Below are 25,365 nucleotides of genomic sequence, written 5' to 3'. Positions count from 1 at the left end.
CGTGTCGGAAAGGTCGCAGGAAATAGCCCGGCGACCGTCTCCGCGTTGTCGACATGGCGCCCGGACGGCCAACTTGCCGACCCGCGCGTGCGCGAGGGGGGGGGGGCGGGGGGGGGGGGGGGGCCCGCGGCCGCGGCCCCACCGGCCACCACCGTCCCCGCCCCGTCGCCCACGACCGGCGGCACCGACGCCGCCGTCGCTGCTCCGGTCGCCGCCGTCGCCGCCGTCCCGTCCGCCGGCACCGGAGGCACGTCGTCCGGCGGGGCCGGCAACCCGGGCAGCGGCTCCGGGTCGCCCGCGGCGCCCGTGACCGACAGCGCCCCGGACCAGACGCCCATCGGTGCGGCCCCCGCACCGGTGACGACCGCGCCCGTCACGGCTCCCGCGGCGCCCGCCGCGACCGGCGACGCCGCGGCCCTGCCGGTCGGTTCCCAGGTGGCCCGGCAGGTGGCCGTGCTCGGCCGCGGACCGGACGGCGCGCACACCATGACCCTCGTCCTCAACCCCGAGAACCTGGGTCCGGTCGAGGTGTCGGTGACCGTCAGCAAGGGCTCCGTCGACCTGCACCTGCGCGGTGCGCACGAGCAGGGCCGCGCCGCGCTGCTCGACGGCCTGCCCGACCTGCGCCGCGACCTGGAGTCCGCCGGCCTGACCCCCTCGCGGCTCGAGGTGGACCGGGACACCGGTGGCTCCTGGCTGGCCCGCCACGCGGCGCAGCAGCAGGCCGACCAGCAGGGCTTCGCCCAGCGCGGCCAGCAGGACCAGGGCGGCGACAGGTCACGACCCTGGGGCGCCCCTGCCGATACCCCAGTGAGCGGCCCGATCCCGCCCCGCAACCGAGCCACGTCGGCCTCCGGCGTGGACGTGCTCGCCTGAGAGAAGGAGTGACCGACCGATGACGGCACCCGTGACCGGACCCGGCGGGACTGCCTACACGCCCGCCTCCTCGACGGTCGACCGACCGGACCAGATGGGCAAGGACGTCTTCATGAAGCTGCTGGTCGCGCAGATGCGCTACCAGGACCCGGGCAACCCGGTCGACTCCTCGCAGATGATGGCCCAGACGGCGACCTTCAGCCAGGTCGAGAAGCTCGAGCAGCTGGTCAACCAGAACGCCTCGATGCTCGTCCTGCAGGAGTCGGCCACCGCCGGGGCCCTGGTCGGCCGGACGGCGACCTACACCGACACCACCGGCGCCTCCAGGACCGGGGTCGTCACCGCCGTGCAGCTCGCCAGCAAGCAGAGCGAGGCCGTCGCCATCATCGACGGCGTCAAGGTCCAGGTGGGCCGGCTCACCGAGATCTCCGTGACCAAGTAGGCGTCACCCCTCCGCCCGAACGCCCGCACCCCCGGCCCCACACCTGAGGAGACCCTCCCCGTGCTTCGTTCCATGTTCTCGGCCATCTCCGGCCTGCGCGCCCACCAGACCAAGATGGACGTCACCGGCAACAACATCGCCAACGTCAACACCGTCGGCTTCAAGGGGAGCCAGACGGTGTTCCAGGACACGCTGTCCCAGGTCATCCGCGCCGGTGGTGCGCCGGCCGCGGACCGTGGTGGCACGAACCCGGCGCAGGTGGGTCTCGGCGCCAAGGTCGCCGCGATCACCACCAACTGGACCCAGGGGGCGACCCAGTCCACGGGCCGGTCCACCGACTTCATGATCGAGGGCGACGGCTTCTTCGTGACCCGGGGCGCCGGCGGCGAGCAGCTGTTCACCCGCGCCGGGTCCTTCGACTTCGACGGTGCCGGCAAGCTCGTCACGCCCGACGGCGCGGTCCTGCAGGGCTGGATGGCCGACGAGAACGGCGTCGTCAACACCAACGGCCAGATCGAGCCGCTGTCGGTGCCCTACGGCCAGCTCGTCGCCCCGTCCGCCACCACGTCGGGCGTCATCACGGGCAACATCCCGTCGGACGCCCCGATCACCGCGCCGCCGACGCCCCTGCAGACCGGCATCACGATGTACGACAGCCAGGGCGTCGCGCAGAAGATGTTCTACAACCTGACGCGCACGGCGGCGAACACCTGGACCGTCGAGGTGCGGCACGAGAACGGCGACGTCATGCAGACCGTCACCGGCGTGACGTTCGACGTGAACGGGAAGCTGCTGAACCCGGCCGCACCCGGGCTGCTCCCGGCGTTCAACCCGAACACCGTGCACGCCGGCAGCTACCCGAGCTGGAACAACGACGTGCGAATCGACCTGTCCGGGCTCACCCAGTACGGCTCGACGAACACGCTCGGCGCTCCGGAGCAGGACGGCTACGCGCTGGGCTCCCTGCAGTCGTTCCAGCTCGGCGCCGACGGCACGATCATGGGCGTCTACTCCAACGAGCTGCGCCAGCCCATCGGCCGCCTGGCCCTGGCCTCCTTCAACAACCCCGGCGGTCTGGAGAAGGCCGGCAACAGCTCCTTCCGCGTCGGCGTGAACTCCGGCGTGGCCCAGATCGGCACCGCCGCCGAGGGCGGCCGGGGCGCCCTGATGTCCGGCGCCCTGGAGATGTCGAACGTGGACCTCGCCGAGGAGTTCACCGGCCTGATCGTGGCCCAGCGCGGCTTCCAGGCCAACAGCCGCGTGATCACCAGCTCCGACGAGATCCTCCAGGACCTGGTCAACCTCAAGCGCTAGCAGCGCTCGCCCCGATGACGGCCCGGTCACTCCTCGGGGGTGACCGGGCCGCCGCGATTCCCCCGGGATCCCGGGGCTCCCGGCCCGCCCCCGGGGGACGTTCGGCTCAAGGGAACGCCCTGGTGAGCCGATGAGAACAGTGCACCCGCCCGCCCTCCGGGCACCCCACAGACAAGGACCGAACCGTGATCCGTGTGACGCGCCTGAACGGTGAGCAGTTCGCGCTCAACCCCGATCTGATCGAGCGGGTGGAGGCGCACCCCGACACGGTCGCCTTCCTGGTGGACGGCACCAAGTACGTGGTGAAGGAGACCGTCGAGGAGGTGCTCGACGAGATCCGCGAGTACCGCGCCGGCATCCTCGCCACGTCCTACGAGATGGACCGCGGCGAGTACCGGGCTCCCACCCGCCGGGACGCCGAGGTAGCGGAGTCGTCGATCGTCCCGTTCCCGAGCCGCGAGGAGCGCTGACCCGTGGATCCCGCCACCCTGATCGGGTTCGCCGTCTCGATCGTCGCCCTCTTCGTCTTCATGACCCTCGAGGGGGTCGCCCCGACGGCGCTGATCTTCCTGCCGGCGATCGTCCTGGTCGTCATCGCCACCTTCGGCGCGGCCGCCGCCAGCCAGACCCTGGATGACCTGAAGAAGGTCGGGAGCTGGTTCAAGATGGCCGTGCTGCCGGCGAAGGTGCCTGCACCGACCGAGCAGATCCAGACGCTGGTGACCCTCGCCGAGAAGGCCCGCAAGGAGGGTCTGCTGGCACTGGAGGCCCAGGTCAAGGAGATCCAGGACCCCTTCCTCAAGCGCGGGCTGCAGATGGGCATCGACGGCACCGATCCCGAGGAGCTGCGCACGGTCCTCGAGAGCGAGATCGCGGCCAAGAAGGCCGAGGACAAGGTCGCCGCCAAGTTCATGAACGCCATGGGCGGCTACGCGCCGACCATCGGCATCCTGGGCTGCATCGTCGGCCTGATGAACGTCATGGGGAACCTCGACAACCCGGCGACGCTCGGCCCGATGGTCTCCGCGGCGTTCATCGCCACGCTGTGGGGCGTCATGGCGGCCAACTTCTGGTTCCTGCCGATGGGCGCCAAGATCCTCCGGGTCAGCGAGCTGCAGGCCGCGCAGATGGAGCTGCTCGTCGAGGGCATCACCGAGATCCAGGCCGGCACCAGCCCCCGGGCCGTCCGGCTCAAGCTGACCTCGCTCGTGCCGCCGAGCTCCCTGGCCAAGGAAGCGGCGTGACCCCGTGAGCACCGGTCACGGCCGCCGCCGCAAGAAGCACGAGGAGCACGAGGAGCACGAGAACCACGAGCGGTGGCTGGTGTCGGGCTTCGACATGATGACGCTGCTGTTCGTGCTCTTCGTCGTGCTCTTCGCGATGAGCAAGGTGGACGAGCAGAAGTTCGCCGCCCTGGCCAAGGGCATGTCCGAGGCCTTCGGCACCCCCGTCAGCGTGATGACCAGCGCCACGCCCGAGGGCTCGCCCCTCGACGGACTGCCCGGCGCCATCGACATCGCCTCGGCGATCCCGCCGGACCCCACCGTCACCGACGCGCAGATCGACAAGGCGGCCGCGGCCGCCGCCGCCGAGCGCGCCAAGAACGTCGCCGCCGAGGCGGCTGCGGCCTACGACGAGCTGGCCGCCGCACGCGACGCCATCGACGCGGCGCTGAAGGCGGCCGGCTACGACGGCGCGGCGCAGTTCGAGATCGACGAGCGCGGACTGGTCGTGCACATCGTCGCCGACGACATCCTCTTCGACGCCGAGGAGGCGATCCTGCGCCCGGAGGGCGGGGCGATCCTGGACGCGGTCGCGCCCACCCTGCTCGGGCTGCCGAACCAGCTGGCGGTCGAGGGCCACGCCAACCACCTGCCGGTCACCGCCGGCGGGCCGTGGCCGTCGAACTGGGAGCTGTCGGCGTTCCGGGCCACCACCGTCGTGCGGTACCTCGCCGGTGACGGCGTCCCGCAGAACCGGATGTCCGCGGACGCCTACGGCTCGACCCGTCCGCTCGTCCCCGAGACCGATCCCGACGCGATCACCGTGAACCGACGGGTCGACATCGTCGTCCTGTCCAACGCCTCGGCGGAGGCCAACGCGCTCCTGCCCGGCATCGACGCAACGAAGCAGGAGGCAACGCCATGAGCAGCAAGGACAAGGCCGAGACCGAGGAGGGCGCGGAGAAGGGCGGCGGCAAGAAGAAGCTCGTCCTGGTGCTCGCCGTCCTCCTCGTGGCCGCGGCCGGCGCCGCGTACTTCTTCCTGTTCTCCGGTTCCGGGGAGGCCGAGGCGGCCGCCGAGCCGGAGCACGGCGGGTACGTCGCCCTGGAGCCGATCGCGGTCAACCTGGCCGGGGGCGGTTACCTCAAGATCGGCCTCACCCTGGAGATCACCGCGGAGGCCGCCGGCGGTGGGCACGGCGGTGCCGCCGTCGACGGCGCGAAGGCCTACGACCAGATCATCTCGACCTTCTCGCAGGCGTCGCCGACCGACGTGACCACCGCCCGGGACGCCCTCAAGGAAGCCCTCGAGCAGAAGATCATCGAGGCCTACACCGAGGACGAGGTGCCGATGGTCATGCACATCTACTACACCGAGTACGTCACGCAGTAGCCGACGCCCGAGGTCGCCCGGCCCACCCCGTGGGCCGGGCGACGTCACGCAGCGGGCACGCCCCGCACCACCCGTCACACACCTCCCCACCCCTCGGTCAGGGTCGGGTCCGGCTCCGCCGATGACGTGGAACGTGACCACACCCGAGACCGGACCGGCCCCGAGCGAGGCGGGCCCCCAGTCCCCGGAGGAGTCACCGGAGGCCCCCGCCGCCCCTGCCCAGGCAGCCGCTCCCGCCGCCCCCGCCGGCACCGGCCCGGCCGCCCAGGCCGGCGCCCGCAGCCGGCGCCGCCAGCCGCGGACCTACGACTTCCGCCGGCCGACGAAGCTCTCCCGTGAACACGTCCGGGTCCTGCAGATCGCGCAGGAGGCCTTCGCCCGCCAGGCGACCACGACCCTCACCACGTTCCTGCGCGCCGGGGCCCGGCTCGAGCTCAACGGGATCGAGCAGTTCTCCTACGACGACTACATCGCGACGCTGCCCGACCCGGTCTTCATCTCGACGTTCTCGCTCGAGCCCCTGGCCGGCAAGGGCATGATCGCCTACCCGCTCGACATCGCCATGGCCATCGTCGACCACATGCTGGGCGGCTCGGGGACCGCCGAGCAGCCGAACCGGCCGATGACGGCGATGGAGACGACGATCAGCAACCACCTGCTGGGCCGGTTGCTGGACGAGCTCGCGTCCTCGTTCTCGACGATCACCGAGATCCAGCCGGACCTGCTCGGCCACGAGTACAACCCGCAGCTCGCGCAGGCGGCCGCCGGGTCGGACACCGTCATGGTGGCCTCGTACTCGATGGCGGTCGGCTCCCGGGAGGGCGAGGCCACCCTCGTGCTGCCGTTCTCCTCGTTCGCGCAGGCGCTGAACAACGCGGCCTCCCCGCAGCTGTCGGAGTCGGCGCTGGCCAAGCGCAAGCGGGCCACCGAGGCGCTGATCGCCCGGCTCAACCTCGTGCCGGTCGACGTGAGCGTGCGGTTCGCCCCGCTGACCGTCTCGTCGGCCGACCTGCTCTCCCTCGCCGTCGGCGACGTCCTGCTGCTGCGCCACCCCCCGGACGCGCCGCTCGAGGTCACGACCAACGACGTGACGTTCGCCTACGCGATCGCCAGCAACCACCGGCGCCGATTGGCCGCCGCGATCGTCCCCACCCCGCAAGCCGCCGTGAAGGACACCGCATGAGCACCGACACGTCCCAGGACTTCCAGACCGTCTCCGCGGTCGTCACCGCGGCGGCCCGCGCCGCCGCCGCGCTGGTCCCGGCCACGGTGGAGCTGGTCCCCGGCACGCCGGTCAACGACCCCGACAGCGTCCCCCTGCCGCCCGGTGCCGCCTCGGCGGTCTCGGCCGGTCTGTCCGGCGAGGTCAGCGGCGACATCGTCCTGGTCGTCTCCCCGGACGTCGTCGAGGCGCTGAGCAACTCCCCCGTCGGCCGCATGGACGTCGCCACCGCGCTGCGCCCGGCCCTTGAGGCCGCGGCCGCCACGCTGGGCCGCGTCCGCATCGCTTCCGAGCGGGTCGAGGAGCCCGTCGCGGCGCTGGACGGCATGCGCGACAAGGGCATGTTCGTGGCGGTGCCGCTGATGGCCGGCGCCGAGCACCAGGCGACCTTCGCCCTCCAGGTCACCCTGCCGACGGCGCAGCCGCAGCAGCGGGGCAGCCTGGACCTCCTCCGGCACGTCGCCATGGAGGTGACGGTCGAGATCGGCCGCACCCGCATGACCGTGCAGGAGCTGCTGTCGCTGCACCCCGGCGAGGTCGTGGAGCTCGACCGCGCCGCCAGCGCACCGGCGGACCTGCTGGTCAACGGCACGCTGATCGCCCGCGGCGAGGTGGTCGTCGTCGACGAGGACTTCGGCCTGCGCATCAGCGAGATCGTGACCGACGCGGCCGCCCAGGAACTGGGTGTCGCATGAGCGACCCCTCCATGCCACGTCCAGGGGCCGCTTCACCGGTCGCTCCGACGAGCGAGAGCGAGTCGGCCCGATGACGTGGATGATCATCCGGCTGATCCTCTCGCTGGCGTTCGTCGCCGCGGTCCTCTTCTTCGCCGCGCGGCTGGCGAAGAAGAAGGGGCTGGGCCAGGGCAACGGCCTGATCGAGGTCGTCGCCCGCCAGCGCATGGGCCGGGCGAGCACGGTCAACGTCGTCCGCATCGCCGACGTCGTCCTCGTCGTGGGCGCCACCGAGGAGCAGGTCACCCTGCTGGCCGAGGTGGACGCCGACGCCGTGGACGCGGCTCTCCGCGAGCGCCGCGCGCCCGTCGCGGTCGGTGCGCGCGCCGACGACGAGGACGCCGAGGTCCACGCGTTCGCGGCCCGCACGACCAGCCCCGCGCTGGCCGGCTCCGTCTTCGACCGCAACGGCTGGGGCACCTTCGTCAACCAGCTGCGCGAGCGCACGGTCCGCAAGTCATGACGTCGTCCGTGCGCCCGCTCGTGGCGCCCGGGACCGTCCCGACGCGGCGCCGGGCGGCCGTGGTCCTCCTCGTCGCCCTGCTCTGCACGGTCGCGGCGGTGCTCCTGGCCGGTCCGGCCTCCGCTGCCCCGGACGACCCGGTGGCGCCGACGGCCCCCACCGCGCCGGTCGTCCCCGGCGACGGCAACGTCGACATCTCGATCGGCGACGGGTCCCCGAGCAGCTCCATCACGCTGATCCTCGCGATCACGGTGCTCTCGATCGCGCCGTCGGTGCTGCTGCTGGCGACCTCGTTCACCAAGATCATCGTCGTCCTCGGGCTGACCCGGAACGCGCTCGGACTGCCGTCGTCCCCGCCCAACCAGGTGCTGACCGGCATCGCGCTGTTCCTGACCCTGTTCGTGATGGGCCCGGTCTTCTCCGACATCAACGAGGTGGCCGTCCAGCCGTACATGGACGGCACGGTCACCGTCTCGCAGGCCTACGACGCCGGCGTCGTGCCGCTGCGGGAGTTCCTGCTCAGCAACACCCGCGAGGACGAGCTCCAGCTCATGATCGGGCTCTCCGGCGAGGAGGCCCCCGCCGCGGCGGAGGAGGTCAGCATGACCACCCTCATCCCGGCCTTCGTCCTGTCCGAGCTCAAGAGCGCGTTCATCATCGGGCTGGTCGTCTTCATCCCGTTCCTGGTGCTCGACATGCTGGTCAGCGCCGCGCTGATGGCGATGGGCATGATGATGGTGCCGCCGACCATCGTGTCGCTGCCCTTCAAGCTGCTGCTCTTCGTCGTCGTCGACGGCTGGGCGCTGATCACCACGGCGCTGGTGGGTTCGTACGGGGGCTCGGGATGACCGACGCCGACGTCACCCAGATCGCCGCGCAGACGATGATGGTCGCGGCCAAGGTCGCCGCCCCCATCCTCCTGACCGCGCTGCTCGTGGGCTTCCTGATCTCGCTGTTCCAGGCGGCCACCCAGATCCAGGAGCAGACCCTCTCCTTCGTCCCGAAGATCATCGCGGTCGCCATCGCGCTGCTGGTCACGGGCAACTGGGTGCTCGCCGAGCTGGTCAGCTTCACCCAGAGCCTGTTCGACCAGTTGCCGGCGCTGCTCGACCGGACCTGAGGCCGCGATGGACCTCTCGGTCCCGGCAGTCACGCTGGCGGCGCTCCTCCTCGGGACGGCCCGGGCCACCGGCTTCGTGCTGCTGGCCCCGCCGTTCAACTCCCGCACGATCCCGGGTCCGGTCAAGGCCGCCCTCGCGCTGGCCCTGTCGGTGCTGCTGTCGACGCAGATCGCGCCGTCCCTGCCCGAGCCGACCGCCGGGTTCCTCGTCGTCGCCGCGGTCACCGAGGTGGTCATCGGGGCGGCTCTGGGCTTCGTCGTCCAGGTGCTGTTCACCGCCGTGCAGATGGCCGGCGACCTGATCGACGTCACCGGCGGCTTCTCGCTGCAGCCGGCCTACGACCCGCTCGCGATGACGCAGAACTCGTCGGTCGGCCGGCTGCACTACCTGCTCGCCAGCACGCTGCTGTTCACCAGCGGCGGCCACCTGCTCATGGTCAAGGGCTTCGCGACGTCGTACGAGGGGATGCCGGTCGGCGGCGAGGTGCCGACCGACCAGATCGCGGCGGTGGTGGCCAAGGCCTTCTCGATGATGTTCCTGGCCGCGCTGCAGATCGCCGGGCCGATGGTCGCCGTGCTGCTGCTCGCCGACGTCGCCCTGGCGCTGCTGAGCCGCGCCGCCCCGTCGCTCAACATCTTCGCGTTCGGCTTCCCGGTGAAGATCCTGCTGACCCTGACCATGCTGGGTCTGACGTTCCCGCTCCTGCCGCCGGCGCTCGACGCGCTGCTCGACCACGCGGCGCGCGCCATGGTCTCGCTGCGGAGCGGGTGACCCGTGGCCAAGGACGGTCCCGGTGGAGAGAAGACAGAGAAGCCGACTCCCCAGCGCCTGAAGAAGGCGCGCAAGGAAGGCCAGATCCCGCGTACCCAGGAGCTGGGGACGTGGCTCGGGGTGGCGGCGGCGAGCGTCCTGCTGCCGATGATGGTGGAGAACGCGTTCGACTCGGTGCGCGAGCTGTTCGTGCAGATCGGCTCGGTGGCCGACAACCCCGAGCCGGAGGCGCTGTCGATCCTCCTCGGCGAGGCGCTGACCGCGTTCATGACGACGCTGCTGCCGATGGCGCTCGGGATGATGGTCGTCGGCACCGTCGCCTCCGCGGCGCAGGGCGGCGTCACCTTCGCCACCAAGTCGATGAAGCCGACCCTCAAGAAGCTCAACCCGTTCCCCGGCATCAAGCGGATGTTCGGGACGCAGGGGCTGTGGGAGTCGGCCAAGGCGCTGATCAAGACCGCGGCGCTCGCCACCGTCGTGATCGTGACCAGCGACCGCGCGCAGACCCTGGTGTCCTCCTCCGGCGCCCTGCCGCTGTCGGCCGTCGCGGCGACCTTCACCGACGCCGCCATCCTCATGTTCCGCGTCGTCGCGGTCACCGGCCTGGTCATCGCCGTCGCCGACTACGTCGTCGTCCGGATGAAGACGATGAAGAAGCTCAAGATGAGCAAGTACGAGATCCAGCAGGAGCACAAGCAGTCCGAGGGCGACCCGCACATGAAGGCGCACCGCCGCGGGGTCCAGATGTCGATGTCGCGGAACCGGATGATGAGCGAGGCCCGGGAGGCCGACGTCCTGCTGGTCAACCCGACCCACGTCGCCGTCGCGCTGAAGTACGACCCGTCGAAGGGCGCGCCGCGGGTGGTGGCCAAGGGCGCCGGCGAGGTCGCCGCCAAGCTGCGCGCCATCGCCGAGGAGAGCCGGGTGCCGATGGTGCAGGACGTCCCGCTGGCCCGCGCGCTGCACGCGTCCTGCGACCTCGGCCAGGAGGTGCCGGCCCAGCTGTTCACCGCCGTCGCCCGGGTCCTCGCGTTCGTCATGCACCTCGGCGCCCGCGGCGTGAAGGGCGGCTTCCACCGGCCGGGCTTCGAGCCGCCGGAGCTCGAGGGCCTCCCGGAGAAGGTGCGCCGCCGCGTCGCGGCCTGAGAGGTACCGGGTCGCCTCGGGGCTGCCGATGAGGAGTCCGTGAGCCAGCTGCCCTCCTGCGTGGTCCCCGGAGCGGGCGCGTGAAGGGCTTCGGCAAGGCCGCCGTCCCCGTCGGGGTCGTGTCGATCGTCCTGATGCTGGTCGTCCCGCTGCCGGCGGCCCTGATGGACATGCTGATCGGGCTGAACCTCGCGGTCTCGCTGCTGATCCTGCTCGTGGCGATGCAGATCAAGAAGCCGCTGGACTTCGCCGTCTTCCCCTCGCTGCTGCTGATCGCGACGCTCTTCCGGCTGGCGCTCAACGTCTCCTCGACGCGCCTGGTCCTGACCGACGGCTACGCCGGCAAGGTCATCGAGGCGTTCGGGCACATCGTCATCAGCGGCTCGCTGATCGTCGGTCTGGTCATCTTCCTGATCCTCGTGATCGTCCAGTTCGTCGTGATCACGAACGGTGCCGGCCGCGTGGCGGAGGTCGGCGCGCGCTTCACCCTCGACGCCATGCCCGGCAAGCAGATGGCCATCGACGCCGACCTGAACGCCGGCCTCATCAACGAGACCCAGGCCCGCAAGCGGCGCCAGGAGGTCACCGCCGAGGCCGACTTCTACGGCTCGATGGACGGTGCCTCGAAGTTCGTCAAGGGCGACGCCATCGCCGGCATCATCGTCACGCTGGTGAACCTGATCGGCGGCTTCGCGATCGGCGTGATGCAGAAGGGGATGGCGCCCGCCGAGGCCGTCTCCTCCTACTCGCTGCTCACCGTGGGCGACGGCCTGGTCTCGATGATCCCGGCGCTGCTCATGTCGACCGCGACCGGCATCATCGTGACCCGGTCGGCCACCGAGGGCGACATGGGCACGGACCTGCTCGCCCAGCTGGGCCGCTTCAAGCAGCCGGTCCAGATCACCGGCGGTGCGTTCTTCGCGCTGTGCCTCATCCCCGGCCTGCCCAAGCTGCCGTTCGTCGTCATCGGCGCGCTGTGCTTCTTCCTCGCCAGCCGCATGGTGGAGGCGCCCGAGGTCGACGAGGAGGCCGAGGCCGCCGCGGCCGCCGCCGAGCTGGAGCCGAAGCCGGACTCGCCGGAGGCGATCGCCGAGAAGATGCGGGTCGACCCGCTGGAGCTCGAGGTGGCCTTCGACCTCGTCGACCTGGTCGACCCCTCGCGCGGCGGCGACCTGCTCGACCGGGTCAAGGCGCTGCGCCGGAAGGTCGCGATGGACACCGGCCTGGTGATCCCGCTGGTGCGCACCCGCGACAACCTCGACCTGCCCGGTTCCCAGTACGTCATCTGGCTCAACGGCGTCCCCGCGGCGAAGGGCATCTCCCCCGCGGGCACGATCCTCGCGATCGGCGACAACCTCGACGGCATCCCCGGCAAGGCGACGCGCGAGCCGGTGTTCGGGCTCGCCGCGAAGTGGGTGCCGATCGAGCTGCAGCGGCAGGCCGAGATGGCCGGCGCCACCGTCGTCGACCGCTCCTCGGTCATCACGACCCACCTGGCCGAGGTCGTCCGGCAGAACGCCGCGGACCTGCTCGGCCGGGAGGACGTCCGCCTCCTCGTGGAGATGGTGCGCCGCACGCACCCCGTCGTCGTCGAGGAACTGACGCCCGCCCTGCTCACCCTGGGAGAGGTGCAACGTGTGTTGCACGCGTTGCTCGAAGAGGGTGTGTCGATCCGGGACCTGGTCCGCATCTTCGAGGCACTCTCTGTGCGTGCGAAGACGTCCACCGAACTCGACGGTCTCGTCGAGGCGGCCCGGGCGGCGCTGGGCTCGGCGATCAGCCACCCGTACGTGACACCCGACGAGCGTCTCCACGTCTTCACCCTCGAGCCCGGCTTCGAGCAGCGGCTCCTGGAGTCCATCCGGCAGAGCGACGCCGGACTGGTGCTGGCCCTGGACGCGGCCGGCATCGACGCCCTGGTCCACGGCTGCAGCGGCCTCCTCGAGGACGCCGAGCGGCAGGGCCTGTCCCCCGTCCTGGTGTGCTCGCCCCAGGTGCGCGCCGCCCTCGCGCGCCTGATGCGCCAGGTCCTTCCCCGGCTTCCGGTGATCTCCTACTCGGAGGTCTCCCGGACAGCGCAGATCGAGTCGCTGGGAGTTGTGAGCGGTGCCGTTGCGATCCGTTGAGGCCGCCTCGCGCGACGACGCGATCGCCGCGGCGCGCGAGCAGTTCGGTCCCCAGGCCCGCGTCGTCGGGGTGCGGCGCGTCCGCTCCGGCGGCGTGCTCGGGTTCTTCGCGACCGAGCGCTACGTCGCCGAGGTGGCGGAGCTCGCGCCCGAGACCGCCATCCGTCCCGCCGTCCCGCCGCGCGCCAGCCTGGACGACGAGCTGCCCGCCGACTTCTCCTCGCCCCTGGCCTCGGCCGCCCCGGCCCGCGCCCGGTCGGCCGCCCCTGCCCGGAACGGCGCGGCCGCCTGGGCCGCGGAAGCGGCGGCGCGCTCCATCGACGACGACATCCCCGAGGAGGTCCGGGCGGCGGCCGCCGCCGCCCGCGCCGCCCGCACGGCTGCTGCCTCCCGTCCCGCAACGGCCCCGCGTCCCGCCGCCCCCGCCCGCACCGGCGACCGGCCGGCCGCGTCGGTCCCGGCCCGGTCCGCGGACGAGGAGAAGGTGAGCGAGCTCGTCGGGCTGCTGTCCGCCCAGCAGTCCGAGCCGTCGGCACCGTCCTACTCGCGGACGTCGTTCCCGCGCGCCTCTTTCCCGCGCGCGGGGGCGATCAGCCGCGGTGACTCCACCGTCGACGACGAGGAGCCCCCGGCGCCGTCCCGCTCCGCCGGCTCGCGGGTGTCCGCCCCGGCCGCCCCCTCGCCCTTCACCGCCGCGCTCGCGCGGATGGTCGCCGGCGACCAGGACGTGCGGCAGGCGGTGCAGGAGGCCCTGGTGCAGAAGCCGGAGACGCCGCCGGCGCAGGAACCCGATGCCGAGCCGTGGCCGGTCCGGTCCGAGCCCACCCGCACAGCAGACACATCGGTGCCGTCGCCCACGGCGCGCCAGGAGGAGGACACGGTGGGAAATCAGGTCATGGCGCCGCCGGCTCCGACGGAGCGCTCGGTCGACGTGCCGACCTGGGCCGCCGCGCCCGAGGTCACCACCCCCTCGACGTCGCAGCGCGAGGAGGCGATCGCCGACCTGCTCCGCGGCGCCCTGGCCCAGGGCCACTCGGACGAGGCGCTGGCCGGCATCCTCCGCAAGGTGCTCGCCGGCGCATCGCCGCAGACGGCTCTGACCGAGCCGGTGACGACGCCCGAGCCGGTGTTCACCGCGCCGACCCTCCCCGTCCCCTCCATGGACCTCTCGCCCGTGGCCGAGCCCGTGCTCGACCTGCCGGTCCGCGCGCCGGCCGTCGTCGAGGTGCCCGTCGTCGAGGTGCCGGTCGTGGCGGCGCCGGTCGTCGAGGTGCCGGTCGTCGAGGTGCCGGCCGAGGTCGCGCCGGTGGCGCTCGCACCAGAGCCGGTCCCGGCCGAGGTCGCCCCGGTGGTCGAGCCCCTGGTCGAGCCCGTCGTGGCCGAGCCGGTCGTCGCCTCGCCCGTCCTCCCCGCGGTCGCCGAGGTCGCTGCGGCGCCCGTCCCGTACACGACCTCGTCGGGGTCGATGTGGGGCGAGACGTCGTCCGCGTCGCTGTGGGGCGAGCCCGTCGCGGTCGCGCGGCCCGACGACGCCCCGATCTGGGCGGAGGTCGCCCAGCAGCCGGTGAGCGCGTCCCTGTTCGACGAGCCGGCCGTGGAGCCGCAGGTCGAGTCGCTCGGCGAAGCGGTCGTCGAGGACGTCGTCGAGGTCGAGGACGAGGTCGTGGACGCCGTCGTCGCCGAGGAGACCGCGGCTCCCGCCGTCGAGGAGGAGACCGTCGAGGAGACGGCCGCCGAGCTCGCGCCCGTGCTGGCCCGCACGGCCAGCGACCCCGCGCCGATGATGTCGCTGGACGCGACGACGGTGATGCCGCCGCTGTCGCTGCTCCCGCCGCTGCCGTCGTCCCGCGGCCGTGGCCGCCCGCCGGTCCCGCCGGCGGCGCCGCGCTCGGCCTCGCGCCCGTCCGTCCCCGCGCCCGCCGCCCCGGCTCCCGAGGTGCCCGCGGAGGAGGTGCCGGAGGCCGTCGCGGCCGACGCCGCAGCCGACGAGGCACCCGTCTCCACCCCGTCGCTCGCCACGGTGACCCGCCTGCCGGTGGCCCCGATCATGGCCGGCGCCGACGTGCCCGAGCTGCCGGAGGACTTCGACCAGCTGTGCGCCCAGGAGCTCGTGGGCGCGCCCGAGCCGGCCGCGACGCCGGTCGAGCCGGTCCCCGTGGCGGTCGTCCCGGGCGACGTCGCGGGCAGCCTCGTGCAGCTCGGCCTCCCGGCGGAGCTGCTCGGCAGCACGTTCCGCGCGGACGTCGCCCAGCTCGGCACGTACGCCGCCCTGACCCGGACCCTCGGGCTGCAGCTGCCGAAGGCCCCGGAGCTCCCGCGCGGTGCCGGCGAGGTGGTGTTCGTGGTCGGTCCGGGTGCCGACGCGCTGCGCGCCGCCCGGTCGCTGGCCGCGTCGCAGCACCTCGACCCCGACTGCGTGCAGTGGGCGACCCGCGGTGACCTGGCCGGCCTCGCCCCGCGCAGCAGCCGGATCACCTCGGTGGAGTCGGCCATCGACCGCCGCAACGAGTCGATCGCCACGGGCACGGTCACGATCGTCGCGGTCGACGCACCGCTGCGGACCGACGCCTACTGGATGGCGCAGATGGTCAGCGTGTGGTCGCCGGTCGCGGTGTGGGCCGTCGTCGAGGCGACCCGCAAGCCCGAGGACCTCGAGCCGTGGCTCGACGGGCTGCCCCGGGTGGACGCGCTGATCGTCCAGGACGCCGACCTGAGCGCTGACCCCGCCGCGGTGCTGCGCCGGGTCGACGCCCCGGTGGCCGTCATCGACGGCGTCCGCGCCACCCCGCACCGCTGGGCCTCGCTGCTCTGCGAGCGGCTGGAGAGCACGACGGCATGAGCCCGTTCCGCTGGGACGTCCTCCTCGTCGGGTTCGTGCTGGCCGTGCCCGTGTTCGCGCTCGGGCTGCGGGGTGACCTGTCGCCCGAGGAGATGATGACGCGCGTCCTCTGGTGCCTGGGTGCCGGCTGGGCGGTGGTCTCGCTGCTCCGGCTGGCGATGGCGACCCCGGCGGGCGCGGCCAAGCCGAAGAAGACGGCCGCGGCGGAGCCCGTGGCCGACGCCCCTGAGCCCGGGGAGCCCTCCCCCGCCGTCTGACCTCGCCGGCCTCCCAGCTCCTGGAACGTTCCTCTCGCTCCCGGGGTGCTGCAGGAGTCCTGTAGCGCGAGGAACGCTCCCGGAGCAGCGCCGTCCACAGGCCACCCGCTCGTCCACGGATCCCCCCCGAGCCGGTGAGCGCTCGCTAGTTCCTCCCATCGTGACCGGATGCCTGCTCCCGAACCGGTCCCCCTCCTGCGGCTGCGGCGCGACGCCGTCCGGAGCGGCTTCTCGGACGACGAACTCGGCCGCCTGGTCCGCGCCGGGGAGCTCGCGAGGCTGCGACGCGGCGCGTACGTCGACAGCACGCTCCCGCCGGACGCCGCGGCGAACCACCGGCTGCTCGTGCGGGCCACGCTCGCGGGCCTGCGCCGGCCCGCCGTGGTCAGCCACCAGTCAGCGGCGGTGCTCCTCGGACTGCCCCTGTGGGACGTCCCGCTGGACCGGGTGCACGTCACCCGCTGCCCACCGGCGTGGAACAGCTCGGCACGGCTGCTGTGCTGCCACGTGGCGCGGCTCGACGACAGGGAGGTCGTCGAGGTCGACGGCGTGCTCGTGACGGGTCCGGTCCGGACGGCGCTGGACCTCGCGCGGTCGCTGCCGCACGAGGCGGCCGTGGTGGCGCTCGACGCCGCGCTCCGCATGGGCCTGCTCTCGCACGAGGAGCTACGCCTGCGACTCCTGGACGTCGCCGGAGCGCCGGGGAGCCGCAGCGCGGCGCGGGCGGTGTCGTTCGCCGACGGCCGGAGCGAGAGCGTGGGCGAGTCGCGGAGCCGGGTCGTTCTGGCGCGCTGGAAGCTCGCGCCGTCCGCTCTGCAGTTCGAGGTGCTCAGCAGGCAGGGCCGGCTGATCGGGCGCACCGACTTCGCCTGGGAGGAGCACCGGCTCGTCGGCGAGTTCGACGGGCGCGTCAAGTACGGGCGTCTCCTGCGGCCCGGCCACGAGGCGGGTGATGCCGTCTTCCAGGAGAAGCTCCGCGAGGACGAGATCCGCGACGAGGGATGGGGCGTCGTCCGCTGGACGTGGGGGGACCTCCAGCGGGGTGACCGCCTCGCAGCGCGTGTCCGGCACCGCATCCGTTGACCCGCTTCTGGAGCGTTGTTCCCGGTGCTGGAGTGCTGCAGCACTCCGGGAGCGGGAACAACGCTCCAGAAGCCGAACCGTGCGGGCGCGAACGGCCGACGAGCGGGCGGCGGGTCAGAGCGGGAGGTCCTCCAGCATCTCGGTGACCAGCGCGGCGATCGGCGAGCGCTCCGAGCGGGTCAGGGTCACGTGCGCGAACAGCGGGTGCCCCTTCAGCGCCTCGATCACCGCGGTGACGCCGTCGTGCCGGCCGACGCGGAGGTTGTCCCGCTGCGCCACGTCGTGGGTGAGGACGACGCGCGAGCCGGTGCCCAGCCGCGAGAGCACGGTCAGCAGCACGCCGCGCTCGAGGGACTGCGCCTCGTCGACGATCACGAACGAGTCGTGCAGCGACCGGCCGCGGATGTGGGTCAGCGGCAGCACCTCGATCAGACCGCGAGAGTCGATCTCGTCGATGACCGCCGGCGACACCAGCGCACCGAGGGTGTCGTAGACCGCCTGGGCCCACGGCGACATCTTCTCGTTCTCGCCGCCGGGCAGGTACCCGAGCTCCTGGCCGCCGACGGCGTACAGCGGCCGGAAGATCACGACCTTCTTGTGCGCGCGCCGCTCCATCACCGACTCGAGCCCGGCGCACAGCGCAAGCGCCGACTTGCCGGTGCCGGCCCGCCCGCCGAGGGAGACGATCCCGATCTCGGGGTCGAGCAGCAGGTCCAGGGCGATCCGCTGCTCCGCCGAGCGCCCGTGCAGCCCGAAGGCCTCGCGGTCGCCGCGCACGAGCTTGACCTGCTTGTCGGGCGTCACGCGGCCGAGCGCGGAGCCGCGGGAGGACAGCAGCACCAGCCCGGTGTGCGGCGGCATCTCGGCCGCGGCCGGCACGAACGTCTCGCCCGAGTCGTAGAGCTCGTCCAGCTCGGCGTCGTCGAGGGAGACCTCGGCCATGCCGGTCCAGCCCGCGTCGACGGCGTCCATGACCCGGTACTCGTCCGTGTCCAGGCCCACGGCGGCCGCCTTCACCCGGAGCGGCACGTCCTTCGTGATCAGGCAGACGTCGCGGCCCTCGGACCGCAGGTTCAGCGCGACCACCATGATCCGGCTGTCGTTGCTGTCGTTGCGGAAGCCGGCCGGCAGCGCCGACGGGTCGCTGTGGTTCAGCTCGACGTGCAGCGTGCCGCCGTCCTCGCCGATCGGCACCGGGGCGTCGAGCCGGCCGTGGGTCACCCGCAGGTCGTCGAGCATCCGCAGCGCCTGCCGCGCGAACCAGCCCAGTTCCGGGTGGTTGCGCTTGTCCTCGAGCTCCCCGATCACCACGAGCGGGAGGACGACGTCCGAGTCGCCGAAGCGCATCAGGGCGCCCGGGTCGGACAGCAGGACGGAGGTGTCGAGGACGTACGTACGGCGAGTGGTCACGGTTCGACTCCCGTGGGGCGCAGGGCGCACCCCGACTCGTTGGTGGCCGGGCCCCGGCGCAGAGGCCGGGTACCGGCCCCCCTGGTCGACGAACTCGTCAGCACCAACCGGGCCTCCCGTGGACGGCGAGGGCAGCTCGTCGTCCACTGCGGACGCTAGGCCCGCCCACCGACAAAGGCGCGGTCACACCACGCCGTGCAACCCGAAGTTCACCCGACGGGGTACCAGCCGTCCCAGTCGCCACACCTGCGACGACCGGCACGCCGCCCACGCCGCAGCCGTCAGTAGCGGTCGCGGTCCCGCGGCCGGAGCGCCGGCCGCTCGACGGTGTCGGTCCGGGTCGGCGGCGGAATCGGGTCCCAGGCGTCCGGCGGCCGGTCGCTCCGCCGCGGCCGGACCGCGACCAGCGCCCACAGCACCGGGACCAGCAGCACCGGCCACTGCACCGACAGGTCGCCCACCCGGAGCAGCCCGGCCAGCAGCAGCACGAACAGCCACGAGGCCGTCCACAACCCGAGCATCCGGGCCTCGCGGGCGTCGTGGCGGGACACGGGTCAGGCGGCCTGGAGCTCGCCGGTCACGGCCGCCGGGGTCAGCGGCTCGTCGAGCAGCCGGACGAACCGGTCGGCCACCGACTGCCCCGCCGGACGGGCGTCGAGCCACCGCGAGAGCAGGTCGAACCCCTCGACGTAGGTGGAGATGTAGGCGCGCCACAGCGGGTCGGTGAGGAACCGGATCTGCTGCGCCGCGCGCTCGGAGCTGACCAGCGACCACCGCTGCAGGTAGGCGCGCACCTCGTCCGCGTCGGCGCCGCGGTCGTGCAGCAGGACGGCGGCGTCCTGGCGGACCCGGTTCAGCGGCGCGGCGGCCGCCGCGATGCGCTCGGCCAGGTGGCCGTCGAACCGCAGGCCGAGGTCCCCGAGGATCTCCGCCGCCCACGGCCCCCAGCCCGCCCCGACCGACGCCTGCACGCCCAGGTCCGCCAGGCCCTCGGCCATGAGGCACTCGGGGGTGTTGACCAGGAACACGGTGTGCTCGGTGCGGTCGGCGCGCTCCACCAGGCCCTGTTCCTTGCGGCAGTGCTCGGTGTGGTGGCCGGGGTAGGACTCGTGCGCGACCAGGTGCGCGAGCTGCGAGAGCCGGTGCGGGAGGTCGGCGTTGATCGCGACCCGCGACCGGTAGCCGCCCTCGTAGTAGTTGAAGCCCGACCACGGCTTGTCGGTGACCACCTCGTACCGCACCGTCTCGACCTCGGGCAGCCCGTACTGCCCGCGGACCTCGTCGCGGAGCGCGCTGGAGAGGGCGTGCACCGCGGCCTCGAGCCGGTCCGGCGGGCACTCCTCGCGCCGGCGGTGGTCGGCGTAGCGCTCGGCGAGGGAGCCGCTGCCGGGCAGCAGTGCGTCGAGCTCGGCGTGCGCGGCGGCGTACTCCGCCGGGTCGCCGAGGGCGACGTCGACCTGGAAGTAGGCGGCGACCTCGTCGACGAAGCCGACCGGCTCGCCGCTCATCTTCCGGGCCGTGCACTCCAGGCCGGTCAGCTGGCCCCGGAGGTAATCGGTGCGGTCGGCCGCCAGCCCCGCGGAGTCGAGCTCGCGCAGCAGCGTGCGGGCCTGGTCGCGCAGGCCCGCCGGGGTCGGCGCGGCCTCGTCGGCCACCTGGGCGCGGAGGGTGGGGTCGCCGGTGAAGGCGTCGACGAAGCCGGGCTCCAGCCGGTCGAAGCGCAGGCCCAGCCGCACGTACTCGAGCGGGAGGTCGAGAGGGGGTGCCGACATGATCCGCAGTTTCGCAGCCGCGGTCAGCCGCCGAACCGGCGGTGCCGGGCGGAGTAGTCGCGCAGGGCCCGCAGGAAGTCGACCCGGCGGAAGTCCGGCCAGTACACGTCGGTGAAGTGGAACTCGGTGTTCGCCGTCTGCCAGAGCAGGAAGCCCGACAGCCGCTGCTCCCCGCTGGTGCGGATGACCAGGTCGGGGTCGGGCTGGCCGCGCGTGTACAGGTGCTCGGCGATGTGCTCGACCTCGAGCGCCTCGACCAGCTCCTCCAGCGACGTGCCGCGCTCCGCGTGCTCGGCCAGCAGCGAGCGGACGGCGTCGGCGATCTCCTGGCGCCCGCCGTAACCGACGGCGAGGTTCACCGTCGCCCCCGGCCGTTCGCAGGTGTCCTCCTCCGCCTGCTTCAGGACGGCGACCGTCTCCGGGGGCAGCACTTCGGGGGCGCCCATCTGGCGCACCTTCCAGCGGCGGCCGGGACGCGACAGGTCGACGGCGACGTCCTCGATGATCTGCAGCAGCGCCCCCAGCTCCGGTTCGGGCCGGCGGAGGTTGTCGGTGGAGAGCATGAACAGGGTGACGACGGAGACGCCGGCGTCGTCGCACCAGCCGAGCAGGTCGACGATCTTGTCGGCGCCCCGGCGGTGGCCGTGGGCGACGTCCTCCAGACCGATCGCGCGGGCCCAGCGCCGGTTGCCGTCCATGATCACGCCGACGTGGCGGGGGACGTCCGCGCCCACCAGCGCCCGGGCCAGGCGCCGTTCGTAGACCTGGGTGAGCGCCTCGCGAACCCTCGCACGCACCCCCACGCGGCCACCCTAGGCCCCGGCGACCGGGGCGGCCGCGCACGGCCGCCGCGTCGCCGCCGCGCGCCGGGGCCGGTCCCAGGAAAGTCACAGGTCCTTCCGGATGACGCCCTACCTACGCGACCGTAACCTCGGGACATGAGCCTTGCGCCCCACGATCGCGAGCAGGTCCGGGTCCAGGCCGACTCCGCCGAGCTCGAGGCCCCCCGGGGGGAGGCCGTCGCCACCGTCCTGCAGGAGGGCGAGCGCGTCGAGCAGGCGTGGACCGCCGACGACTTCGCCGACGGCGACTGGGAGCACCCCGACACCCGGCCCCGCATGCGCGGGTGGCTGCACCTGTTCGCGTTCTTCGGCGCGATCGTCGCGGGGGCGGTGCTCATCCCCCTCGCCTCGGTGCTCGGCGCGCGGGCCGGCTTCTCGGTGGCCCTCTACTGCCTGACCATCCTCGGGCTCTTCGGCGTCAGCGCGCTCTACCACCGGCGCCGCTGGTCACCCCGCGGCTGGAAGATCATGAAGCGGCTCGACCACTCGATGATCTTCCTGTTCATCGCCGGCACCTACACGCCGTTCGCCCTCATGGCGGTCGACCAGCCCACCGGGTTCTGGGTGCTGGCCGGCGTCTGGGCCGGCGCGCTGGCGGGGGTCACGCTCAAGCTCAGCTGGCCGACGGCGCCCCGGTGGGTGGGCGTCCCGCTCTACATCGGGCTGGGCTGGGTCGCCGTCTTCGTGCTGACCGACATCCTCCACTTCGCCGGCGTCACCTCGATGGTGCTCCTGGCCGTGGGCGGCGTGCTCTACACGGTGGGCGGCGTCGCCTACGCGATCAAGAAGCCGAACCCGTGGCCGGGCACCTTCGGCTACCACGAGGTGTTCCACGCGATGACGATCGTGGCCGCCATCTGCCACTACATCGCCGTCTACTTCGCGATGTACAACTCCCCCTTCGTCTGATCCGTCGGACACCGCGGCCAGGTAGCGCCCCCGACCCGCGCTGAGCCCACTTTCCCTTCGATCGCGGGAGCCTCCGGCCCCCACTCCTCAGGTCAGCTGAACGGCGGCCGCTCGTCCCACCGCGTCGACGCGCGCCCCGCCGCCCGCCAGGCCCGGGCCACGACGTCCCGGTCGCGCTCGGTGACCAGGTTGCCCATGACGCGCAGCGCGACGGTCATCAACGACCGCGAGCGCATGCCGACCGGCCCCGCGGTGGGCAGGAACCGCGGCACCGTGAGGAGGCCGGCCAGCCGCCGGGCGATCGAGAACGCCTCCCCGTAGTGACGGCGCAGGGTGGCCGGCCAGGCGAGCGACCAGTCGTCCTCCCCCAGCAGGTCGACGACGGCCCGACCGGTCTCGAGGCCGTAGTCGATGCCCTCCCCGTTGAGCGGGTTCACGCAGCCGGCGGCGTCGCCGATCAGGGCCCAGTTCCGCCCGGCCACGCCCGACACCGCCCCGCCCATCGGCAGCAGCGCCGACGCGACGTCGCGGACCGGCCCGTCGAGCTGCCACTCGTCGCGGCGCGCCTCCGCGTAGTACTCGAGCAGCGACTTGAGCTGCACCCCGGCCGGACGGCGGGAGGTCGCCAGCGTCCCGACGCCCAGGTTCACCTCGCCGGCCGCGGCGCCCAGGGGGAAGACCCACCCGTACCCGGAGAGCAGCTCGCCCTCGGTGCCGCGCAGCTCGAGGTGGGAGGAGATCCACTCGTCGTCGCTGCGGCCGGACCGGACGTAGCTGCGGGCGGCGACCCCGTAGGCGGTGTCGCGGTGCCACTCCCGGCCGAGCACGCGGCCGAGCGGCGAGCGCACGCCGTCGGCGACGACGAGCCGGCGGCAGGCCACGCTCACCCGGCTGTCGTCGTCGAGCTCGAAGACGACGGCGGAGACGCGGTCGCCGTCCCGTTCGACGTCGACCGCGCGGGCGCCGTCGAAGGCCACGGCGCCGGAGTCCAGGGCGACCTGGCGGATGCGCGCGTCGAGCTCGGTGCGCGGGACGGCGCTGCCGTGGTCGGGGAACTCCCCGCCCGGCCAGGGCAGCTCCCACTGCCGGCCGAAACCGGCGGCGCGCAGGCCGCGGTTGCGGGCGTGGCCGCGCACCCAGTCGCCCAGGCCGAGGAGGTCGAGCTCGGCGATCGCCCGCGGGGTGAGGCCGTCGCCGCAGGTCTTGTCCCGCGGGAAGACCGCCGCGTCCGCGAGGACGACGTCGTGCCCGGCGCGGGCCGCCCACGCCGCCGCGCCCGATCCCGCGGGCCCGGCGCCGACCACGAGGACGTCGGTCGCTGCGGGGTGGGCGTCGAGGGGCACGCTGTCCAGTCTCCCAGGTGGTGCGGGGCGGTCAGCCGAACAGCGGGAAGTCCGCGGCCGCTGCCCCCAGCTCGGCGCGGTCGGCGGCCGTCAGCGGCTCCCGCCCGGTGCCGCGGCGGGCGGCCGTGACGTCGTCCCAGCCCTGCGGCAGGGGCCGGCCGAGCAGGCCCTCGAGGACGCGGCGGACCTCCGCCAGCGGGCCGGGCGCCGGTCCCGGCCGCGTCAGGTGCGCCACCAGGTCCAGGTGGTGGACGGCTGCCTCGACGACCAGCGTGGAGCAGAGGTCGGCGACGGTCAGCACGTGCCCCTGGGTGGCGACCAGGTCACCGGCGTCGACCCGACCGACGGCGACCAGCACCGCCGCCGAGGTCTCGGCGTAGCGGCGGCCGATCCCGGTCAGCCCGCCGTGCACGGAAGCCGCGATCCGCGTGCTCCACAGCTCCTCGTCGTCCCCGGGTGCCGGCGGACGCCACGCCGACCAGTAGTCGACGGCGGTCCGGTCGGCCGGCCCCGGTGCCGGGGTGTTGAGGGCGACCAGGGCGCGCCGTGCGTCGCTGAGCAGGTGGAATCCCAGGTCGACCGGGGTCCACCCGGCGCAGCCGGTCGGCTGCCAGCCCTCCTCGACGGTCAGGCTCGCCAGGGTCGTCGACAGGTCGCCGTACGCGGTGCGCAGGAGGTCGGTGGGCTCGGGCACGGGCGCGAGCCTCGCAGATGTCAGCCGACGACCGGACCCCGGCCGCGGACCTCCTCCACCGACGCCATCGCCTCGCGCAGCTCGGTGAGCCACTCCTCGGTGTGCTGGCCGACCAGGCGGACCGCCCACACCAAGGCCTCGGAGCGGGACCGCGCCACGCCGGCGTCGACGAGGGTGTCCAGGACGAGCCGCTCCCGCTGGCGCAGCCTGGTCATGACCGGCATCGAGAGGTTGGTGAACACCTCCCGCTCGTCCCCGCACGCGGCACCCCACGCAACCGAGCGGCCGTAGCGCTCCTGGGCGGCGTCGGCGATCGCCATGCGCTGCTGGCGCGTCTCCTCGCGGAACCGCGCGATGCGGCCGGCACGGGCCGCCGCGGCGTCGCCCTCGCCGGCATCGGGCTCGGGGAGGGTGCCCACGACGGTGATCTCGTCGCGGTCGATCTGCAGGTCCACCGCGCCGGTGAACCAGGCGTCGGGCAGGCGCCCGGCGAACCAGCCGGCGACCTCGGCCCGTTCCACCGGCGGCGGGGCGTCGGCTCCACGACCCCCGGGGCCGCGGCCGCGACCTCGGCGGAAGCCCGGCCCGAAGGCGGCATCGGCGAATCGGTGAGCGTGCATGGCGACCTCCCGCGGCCAGTGGTGATTACACAGTTGCACCGTAAGCCGGGAGGCACGGCCGCGGGAGGTCTCCGGCTACGCCCTGAGCGAATCGGGGCGCGACCTCAGGCCGCGGAGCGATCAGGCGCGGCGTCGCCCTCGTCGGGCTCGCGTTCCTTCCGCCGGAGCAGCCACGAGGTGGCGCCCAGGAGCACCACCAGCACGCCGAGCAGCCCGATCTCGACGATGCGGTCGTCGAACTCCGCACCCGTGCCGAGCGCACTGGCCGCCTCGACCGACAGCACGACGATCTCCTTGATCGAGGCGATGATCCCGACCAGCAGGAAGGGCTCGGCGACCAGCTCGCGCTTCTCCACAGTCGCCCGGACGGCGAACAGCAGTTCGACCACGATGAAGACCAGCAGCAGGATGTCGAGCACCTCGAGCACGGGCTTCTGGGAGAAGTCGCTCACCAGACCCCACGACGTCTTGGCCGCGACGGCGAGGAGGACGAACGCCGATCCCACGAGGAAGATCGCGATGCCTCCGTAGATCAGGTTCTCGGCGATCTCGAGCACGCGCGTCCCGACCCGGCTGAAGCCGGGCGGCCGGACCTGGTCCTCGGGGTCGTCGCTCCGCTGCTTCGTCGGCATCCGGTGATCATGTCCGGTCGCGACCCTCCGCGGGGGTCGGAGGGCCACCGTCTCACCCTCGGTGATGGACGGCCTCGGTCGGCGATACCTGACAGCGTCGAGCCGCCCGACGAGAGCCGATCATGGGCAGGATC

Annotated in this window: 27 protein-coding genes; 19 read left to right on the top strand and 8 right to left on the bottom strand. The window is 73.2% G+C overall.

The genetic code is table 11. From position 1 onward, the window contains the following. Window positions 1-306: 306 nt before the first annotated feature. From ACI78T_RS19400 to ACI78T_RS19315, 18 genes are all read left to right on the top strand, one after another. Window positions 307-876: a flagellar hook-length control protein FliK gene (locus ACI78T_RS19400; RefSeq protein WP_456559767.1), complete on the top strand. Its 570-nt coding sequence runs from the start codon at window positions 307-309 to the stop codon at window positions 874-876. Between the two features lie 19 nt (window positions 877-895). After that, window positions 896-1,318 carry a flagellar hook assembly protein FlgD gene (locus ACI78T_RS19395; protein ID WP_456559766.1) on the top strand — a complete coding sequence of 141 codons (423 nt, stop codon included), beginning with the start codon at window positions 896-898 and terminating at the stop codon, window positions 1,316-1,318. Window positions 1,319-1,378: 60 nt separating this feature from the next. Continuing rightward, window positions 1,379-2,632, top strand: coding sequence for a flagellar hook protein FlgE (locus ACI78T_RS19390; RefSeq protein WP_456559765.1), 1,254 nt, complete (start codon window positions 1,379-1,381; stop codon window positions 2,630-2,632). A 185-nt stretch (window positions 2,633-2,817) separates the two neighbouring features. Beyond that, window positions 2,818-3,102, top strand: a complete 285-nt coding sequence (locus ACI78T_RS19385; RefSeq protein ID WP_456559764.1) for a flagellar FlbD family protein — start codon at window positions 2,818-2,820, stop codon at window positions 3,100-3,102. A 3-nt stretch (window positions 3,103-3,105) separates the two neighbouring features. Beyond that, window positions 3,106-3,876 (top strand): motility protein A, encoded by a 771-nt coding sequence (locus ACI78T_RS19380; RefSeq protein ID WP_456559763.1) that lies wholly within the window; start codon window positions 3,106-3,108, stop codon window positions 3,874-3,876. 4 nt (window positions 3,877-3,880) lie between these two features. Further along, window positions 3,881-4,780, top strand: a complete 900-nt coding sequence (locus tag ACI78T_RS19375) for an OmpA/MotB family protein (protein WP_456559762.1) — start codon at window positions 3,881-3,883, stop codon at window positions 4,778-4,780. Then, on the top strand, window positions 4,777-5,247 hold the full coding sequence (locus tag ACI78T_RS19370) for a flagellar basal body-associated FliL family protein (RefSeq protein WP_456559761.1): 471 nt from the start codon (window positions 4,777-4,779) through the stop codon (window positions 5,245-5,247). The genes ACI78T_RS19375 and ACI78T_RS19370 overlap by 4 nt, the downstream gene beginning before the upstream one ends. Before the next feature lie 133 nt (window positions 5,248-5,380). Then, window positions 5,381-6,430: a flagellar motor switch protein FliM gene (locus ACI78T_RS19365; RefSeq protein ID WP_456559760.1), complete on the top strand. Its 1,050-nt coding sequence runs from the start codon at window positions 5,381-5,383 to the stop codon at window positions 6,428-6,430. Beyond that, window positions 6,427-7,164, top strand: a complete 738-nt coding sequence (gene fliN, locus ACI78T_RS19360) for a flagellar motor switch protein FliN (RefSeq protein WP_456559759.1) — start codon at window positions 6,427-6,429, stop codon at window positions 7,162-7,164. The genes ACI78T_RS19365 and fliN overlap by 4 nt, the downstream gene beginning before the upstream one ends. 70 nt (window positions 7,165-7,234) lie before the next feature. Further along, entirely contained in the window at window positions 7,235-7,666 is a 432-nt protein-coding gene (locus tag ACI78T_RS19355; RefSeq protein ID WP_456559758.1) for a FliO/MopB family protein, read from the top strand. After that, a complete protein-coding gene (gene fliP, locus ACI78T_RS19350) occupies window positions 7,663-8,514 on the top strand; it encodes a flagellar type III secretion system pore protein FliP (protein ID WP_456559757.1) in 852 nt (283 codons plus the stop codon). The genes ACI78T_RS19355 and fliP overlap by 4 nt, the downstream gene beginning before the upstream one ends. Next, on the top strand, window positions 8,511-8,786 hold the full coding sequence (fliQ, locus tag ACI78T_RS19345) for a flagellar biosynthesis protein FliQ (protein ID WP_456559756.1): 276 nt from the start codon (window positions 8,511-8,513) through the stop codon (window positions 8,784-8,786). The genes fliP and fliQ overlap by 4 nt, the downstream gene beginning before the upstream one ends. A gap of 7 nt (window positions 8,787-8,793) precedes the next feature. Next, on the top strand, window positions 8,794-9,558 hold the full coding sequence (fliR, locus tag ACI78T_RS19340; protein WP_456559755.1) for a flagellar biosynthetic protein FliR: 765 nt from the start codon (window positions 8,794-8,796) through the stop codon (window positions 9,556-9,558). A gap of 3 nt (window positions 9,559-9,561) precedes the next feature. After that, entirely contained in the window at window positions 9,562-10,704 is a 1,143-nt protein-coding gene (locus tag ACI78T_RS19335; protein WP_456559754.1) for an EscU/YscU/HrcU family type III secretion system export apparatus switch protein, read from the top strand. A gap of 80 nt (window positions 10,705-10,784) precedes the next feature. Further along, window positions 10,785-12,830, top strand: a complete 2,046-nt coding sequence (flhA, locus tag ACI78T_RS19330; protein WP_456559753.1) for a flagellar biosynthesis protein FlhA — start codon at window positions 10,785-10,787, stop codon at window positions 12,828-12,830. Continuing rightward, window positions 12,811-15,669: a hypothetical protein gene (locus tag ACI78T_RS19325; RefSeq protein WP_456559752.1), complete on the top strand. Its 2,859-nt coding sequence runs from the start codon at window positions 12,811-12,813 to the stop codon at window positions 15,667-15,669. Before flhA ends, ACI78T_RS19325 begins: the two co-directional genes overlap by 20 nt. Next, a complete protein-coding gene (locus tag ACI78T_RS19320) occupies window positions 15,666-15,926 on the top strand; it encodes a hypothetical protein (RefSeq protein ID WP_456559751.1) in 261 nt (86 codons plus the stop codon). Before ACI78T_RS19325 ends, ACI78T_RS19320 begins: the two co-directional genes overlap by 4 nt. Before the next feature lie 168 nt (window positions 15,927-16,094). Then, window positions 16,095-17,009 carry a hypothetical protein gene (locus ACI78T_RS19315; protein ID WP_456559750.1) on the top strand — a complete coding sequence of 305 codons (915 nt, stop codon included), beginning with the start codon at window positions 16,095-16,097 and terminating at the stop codon, window positions 17,007-17,009. A 114-nt stretch (window positions 17,010-17,123) separates the two neighbouring features. Here ACI78T_RS19315 and ACI78T_RS19310 read toward each other — a convergent pair whose 3' ends face one another. The 4 genes from ACI78T_RS19310 to ACI78T_RS19295 form a co-directional block, all read right to left on the bottom strand. Continuing rightward, complete coding sequence (locus ACI78T_RS19310) at window positions 17,124-18,419, bottom strand: PhoH family protein (protein WP_456559749.1); 1,296 nt, start codon at window positions 18,417-18,419, stop codon at window positions 17,124-17,126. A 281-nt stretch (window positions 18,420-18,700) separates the two neighbouring features. After that, window positions 18,701-18,970: a hypothetical protein gene (locus tag ACI78T_RS19305; protein WP_456559748.1), complete on the bottom strand. Its 270-nt coding sequence runs from the start codon at window positions 18,968-18,970 to the stop codon at window positions 18,701-18,703. Window positions 18,971-18,973: 3 nt separating this feature from the next. Continuing rightward, entirely contained in the window at window positions 18,974-20,191 is a 1,218-nt protein-coding gene (locus ACI78T_RS19300; protein WP_456559747.1) for a DUF885 domain-containing protein, read from the bottom strand. A 23-nt stretch (window positions 20,192-20,214) separates the two neighbouring features. Then, on the bottom strand, window positions 20,215-20,994 hold the full coding sequence (locus ACI78T_RS19295; RefSeq protein WP_456559746.1) for an isoprenyl transferase: 780 nt from the start codon (window positions 20,992-20,994) through the stop codon (window positions 20,215-20,217). Window positions 20,995-21,129: 135 nt separating this feature from the next. Between ACI78T_RS19295 and trhA the strand changes: the two genes are divergently transcribed. Next, window positions 21,130-21,942, top strand: coding sequence for a PAQR family membrane homeostasis protein TrhA (trhA, locus tag ACI78T_RS19290; RefSeq protein WP_456559745.1), 813 nt, complete (start codon window positions 21,130-21,132; stop codon window positions 21,940-21,942). Between the two features lie 92 nt (window positions 21,943-22,034). On the opposite strand, the gene ACI78T_RS19285 is transcribed toward trhA, so the two are convergent. The 4 genes from ACI78T_RS19285 to ACI78T_RS19270 all read right to left on the bottom strand — a co-directional run bounded on the left by ACI78T_RS19285 (window position 22,035) and on the right by ACI78T_RS19270 (window position 25,231). Beyond that, complete coding sequence (locus ACI78T_RS19285) at window positions 22,035-23,285, bottom strand: geranylgeranyl reductase family protein (RefSeq protein WP_456559744.1); 1,251 nt, start codon at window positions 23,283-23,285, stop codon at window positions 22,035-22,037. Window positions 23,286-23,316: 31 nt separating this feature from the next. Next, entirely contained in the window at window positions 23,317-23,979 is a 663-nt protein-coding gene (locus ACI78T_RS19280) for a maleylpyruvate isomerase N-terminal domain-containing protein (protein WP_456559743.1), read from the bottom strand. Window positions 23,980-23,999: 20 nt separating this feature from the next. Then, on the bottom strand, window positions 24,000-24,599 hold the full coding sequence (locus ACI78T_RS19275) for a hypothetical protein (protein WP_456559742.1): 600 nt from the start codon (window positions 24,597-24,599) through the stop codon (window positions 24,000-24,002). A 104-nt stretch (window positions 24,600-24,703) separates the two neighbouring features. Next, on the bottom strand, window positions 24,704-25,231 hold the full coding sequence (locus tag ACI78T_RS19270; RefSeq protein ID WP_456559741.1) for a phosphate-starvation-inducible PsiE family protein: 528 nt from the start codon (window positions 25,229-25,231) through the stop codon (window positions 24,704-24,706). Window positions 25,232-25,365 lie beyond the last annotated feature (134 nt).

Source organism: Blastococcus sp. SYSU D00922 (genome assembly GCF_054050495.1).
This window is presented reverse-complemented; position numbering and strand designations above follow the sequence as displayed.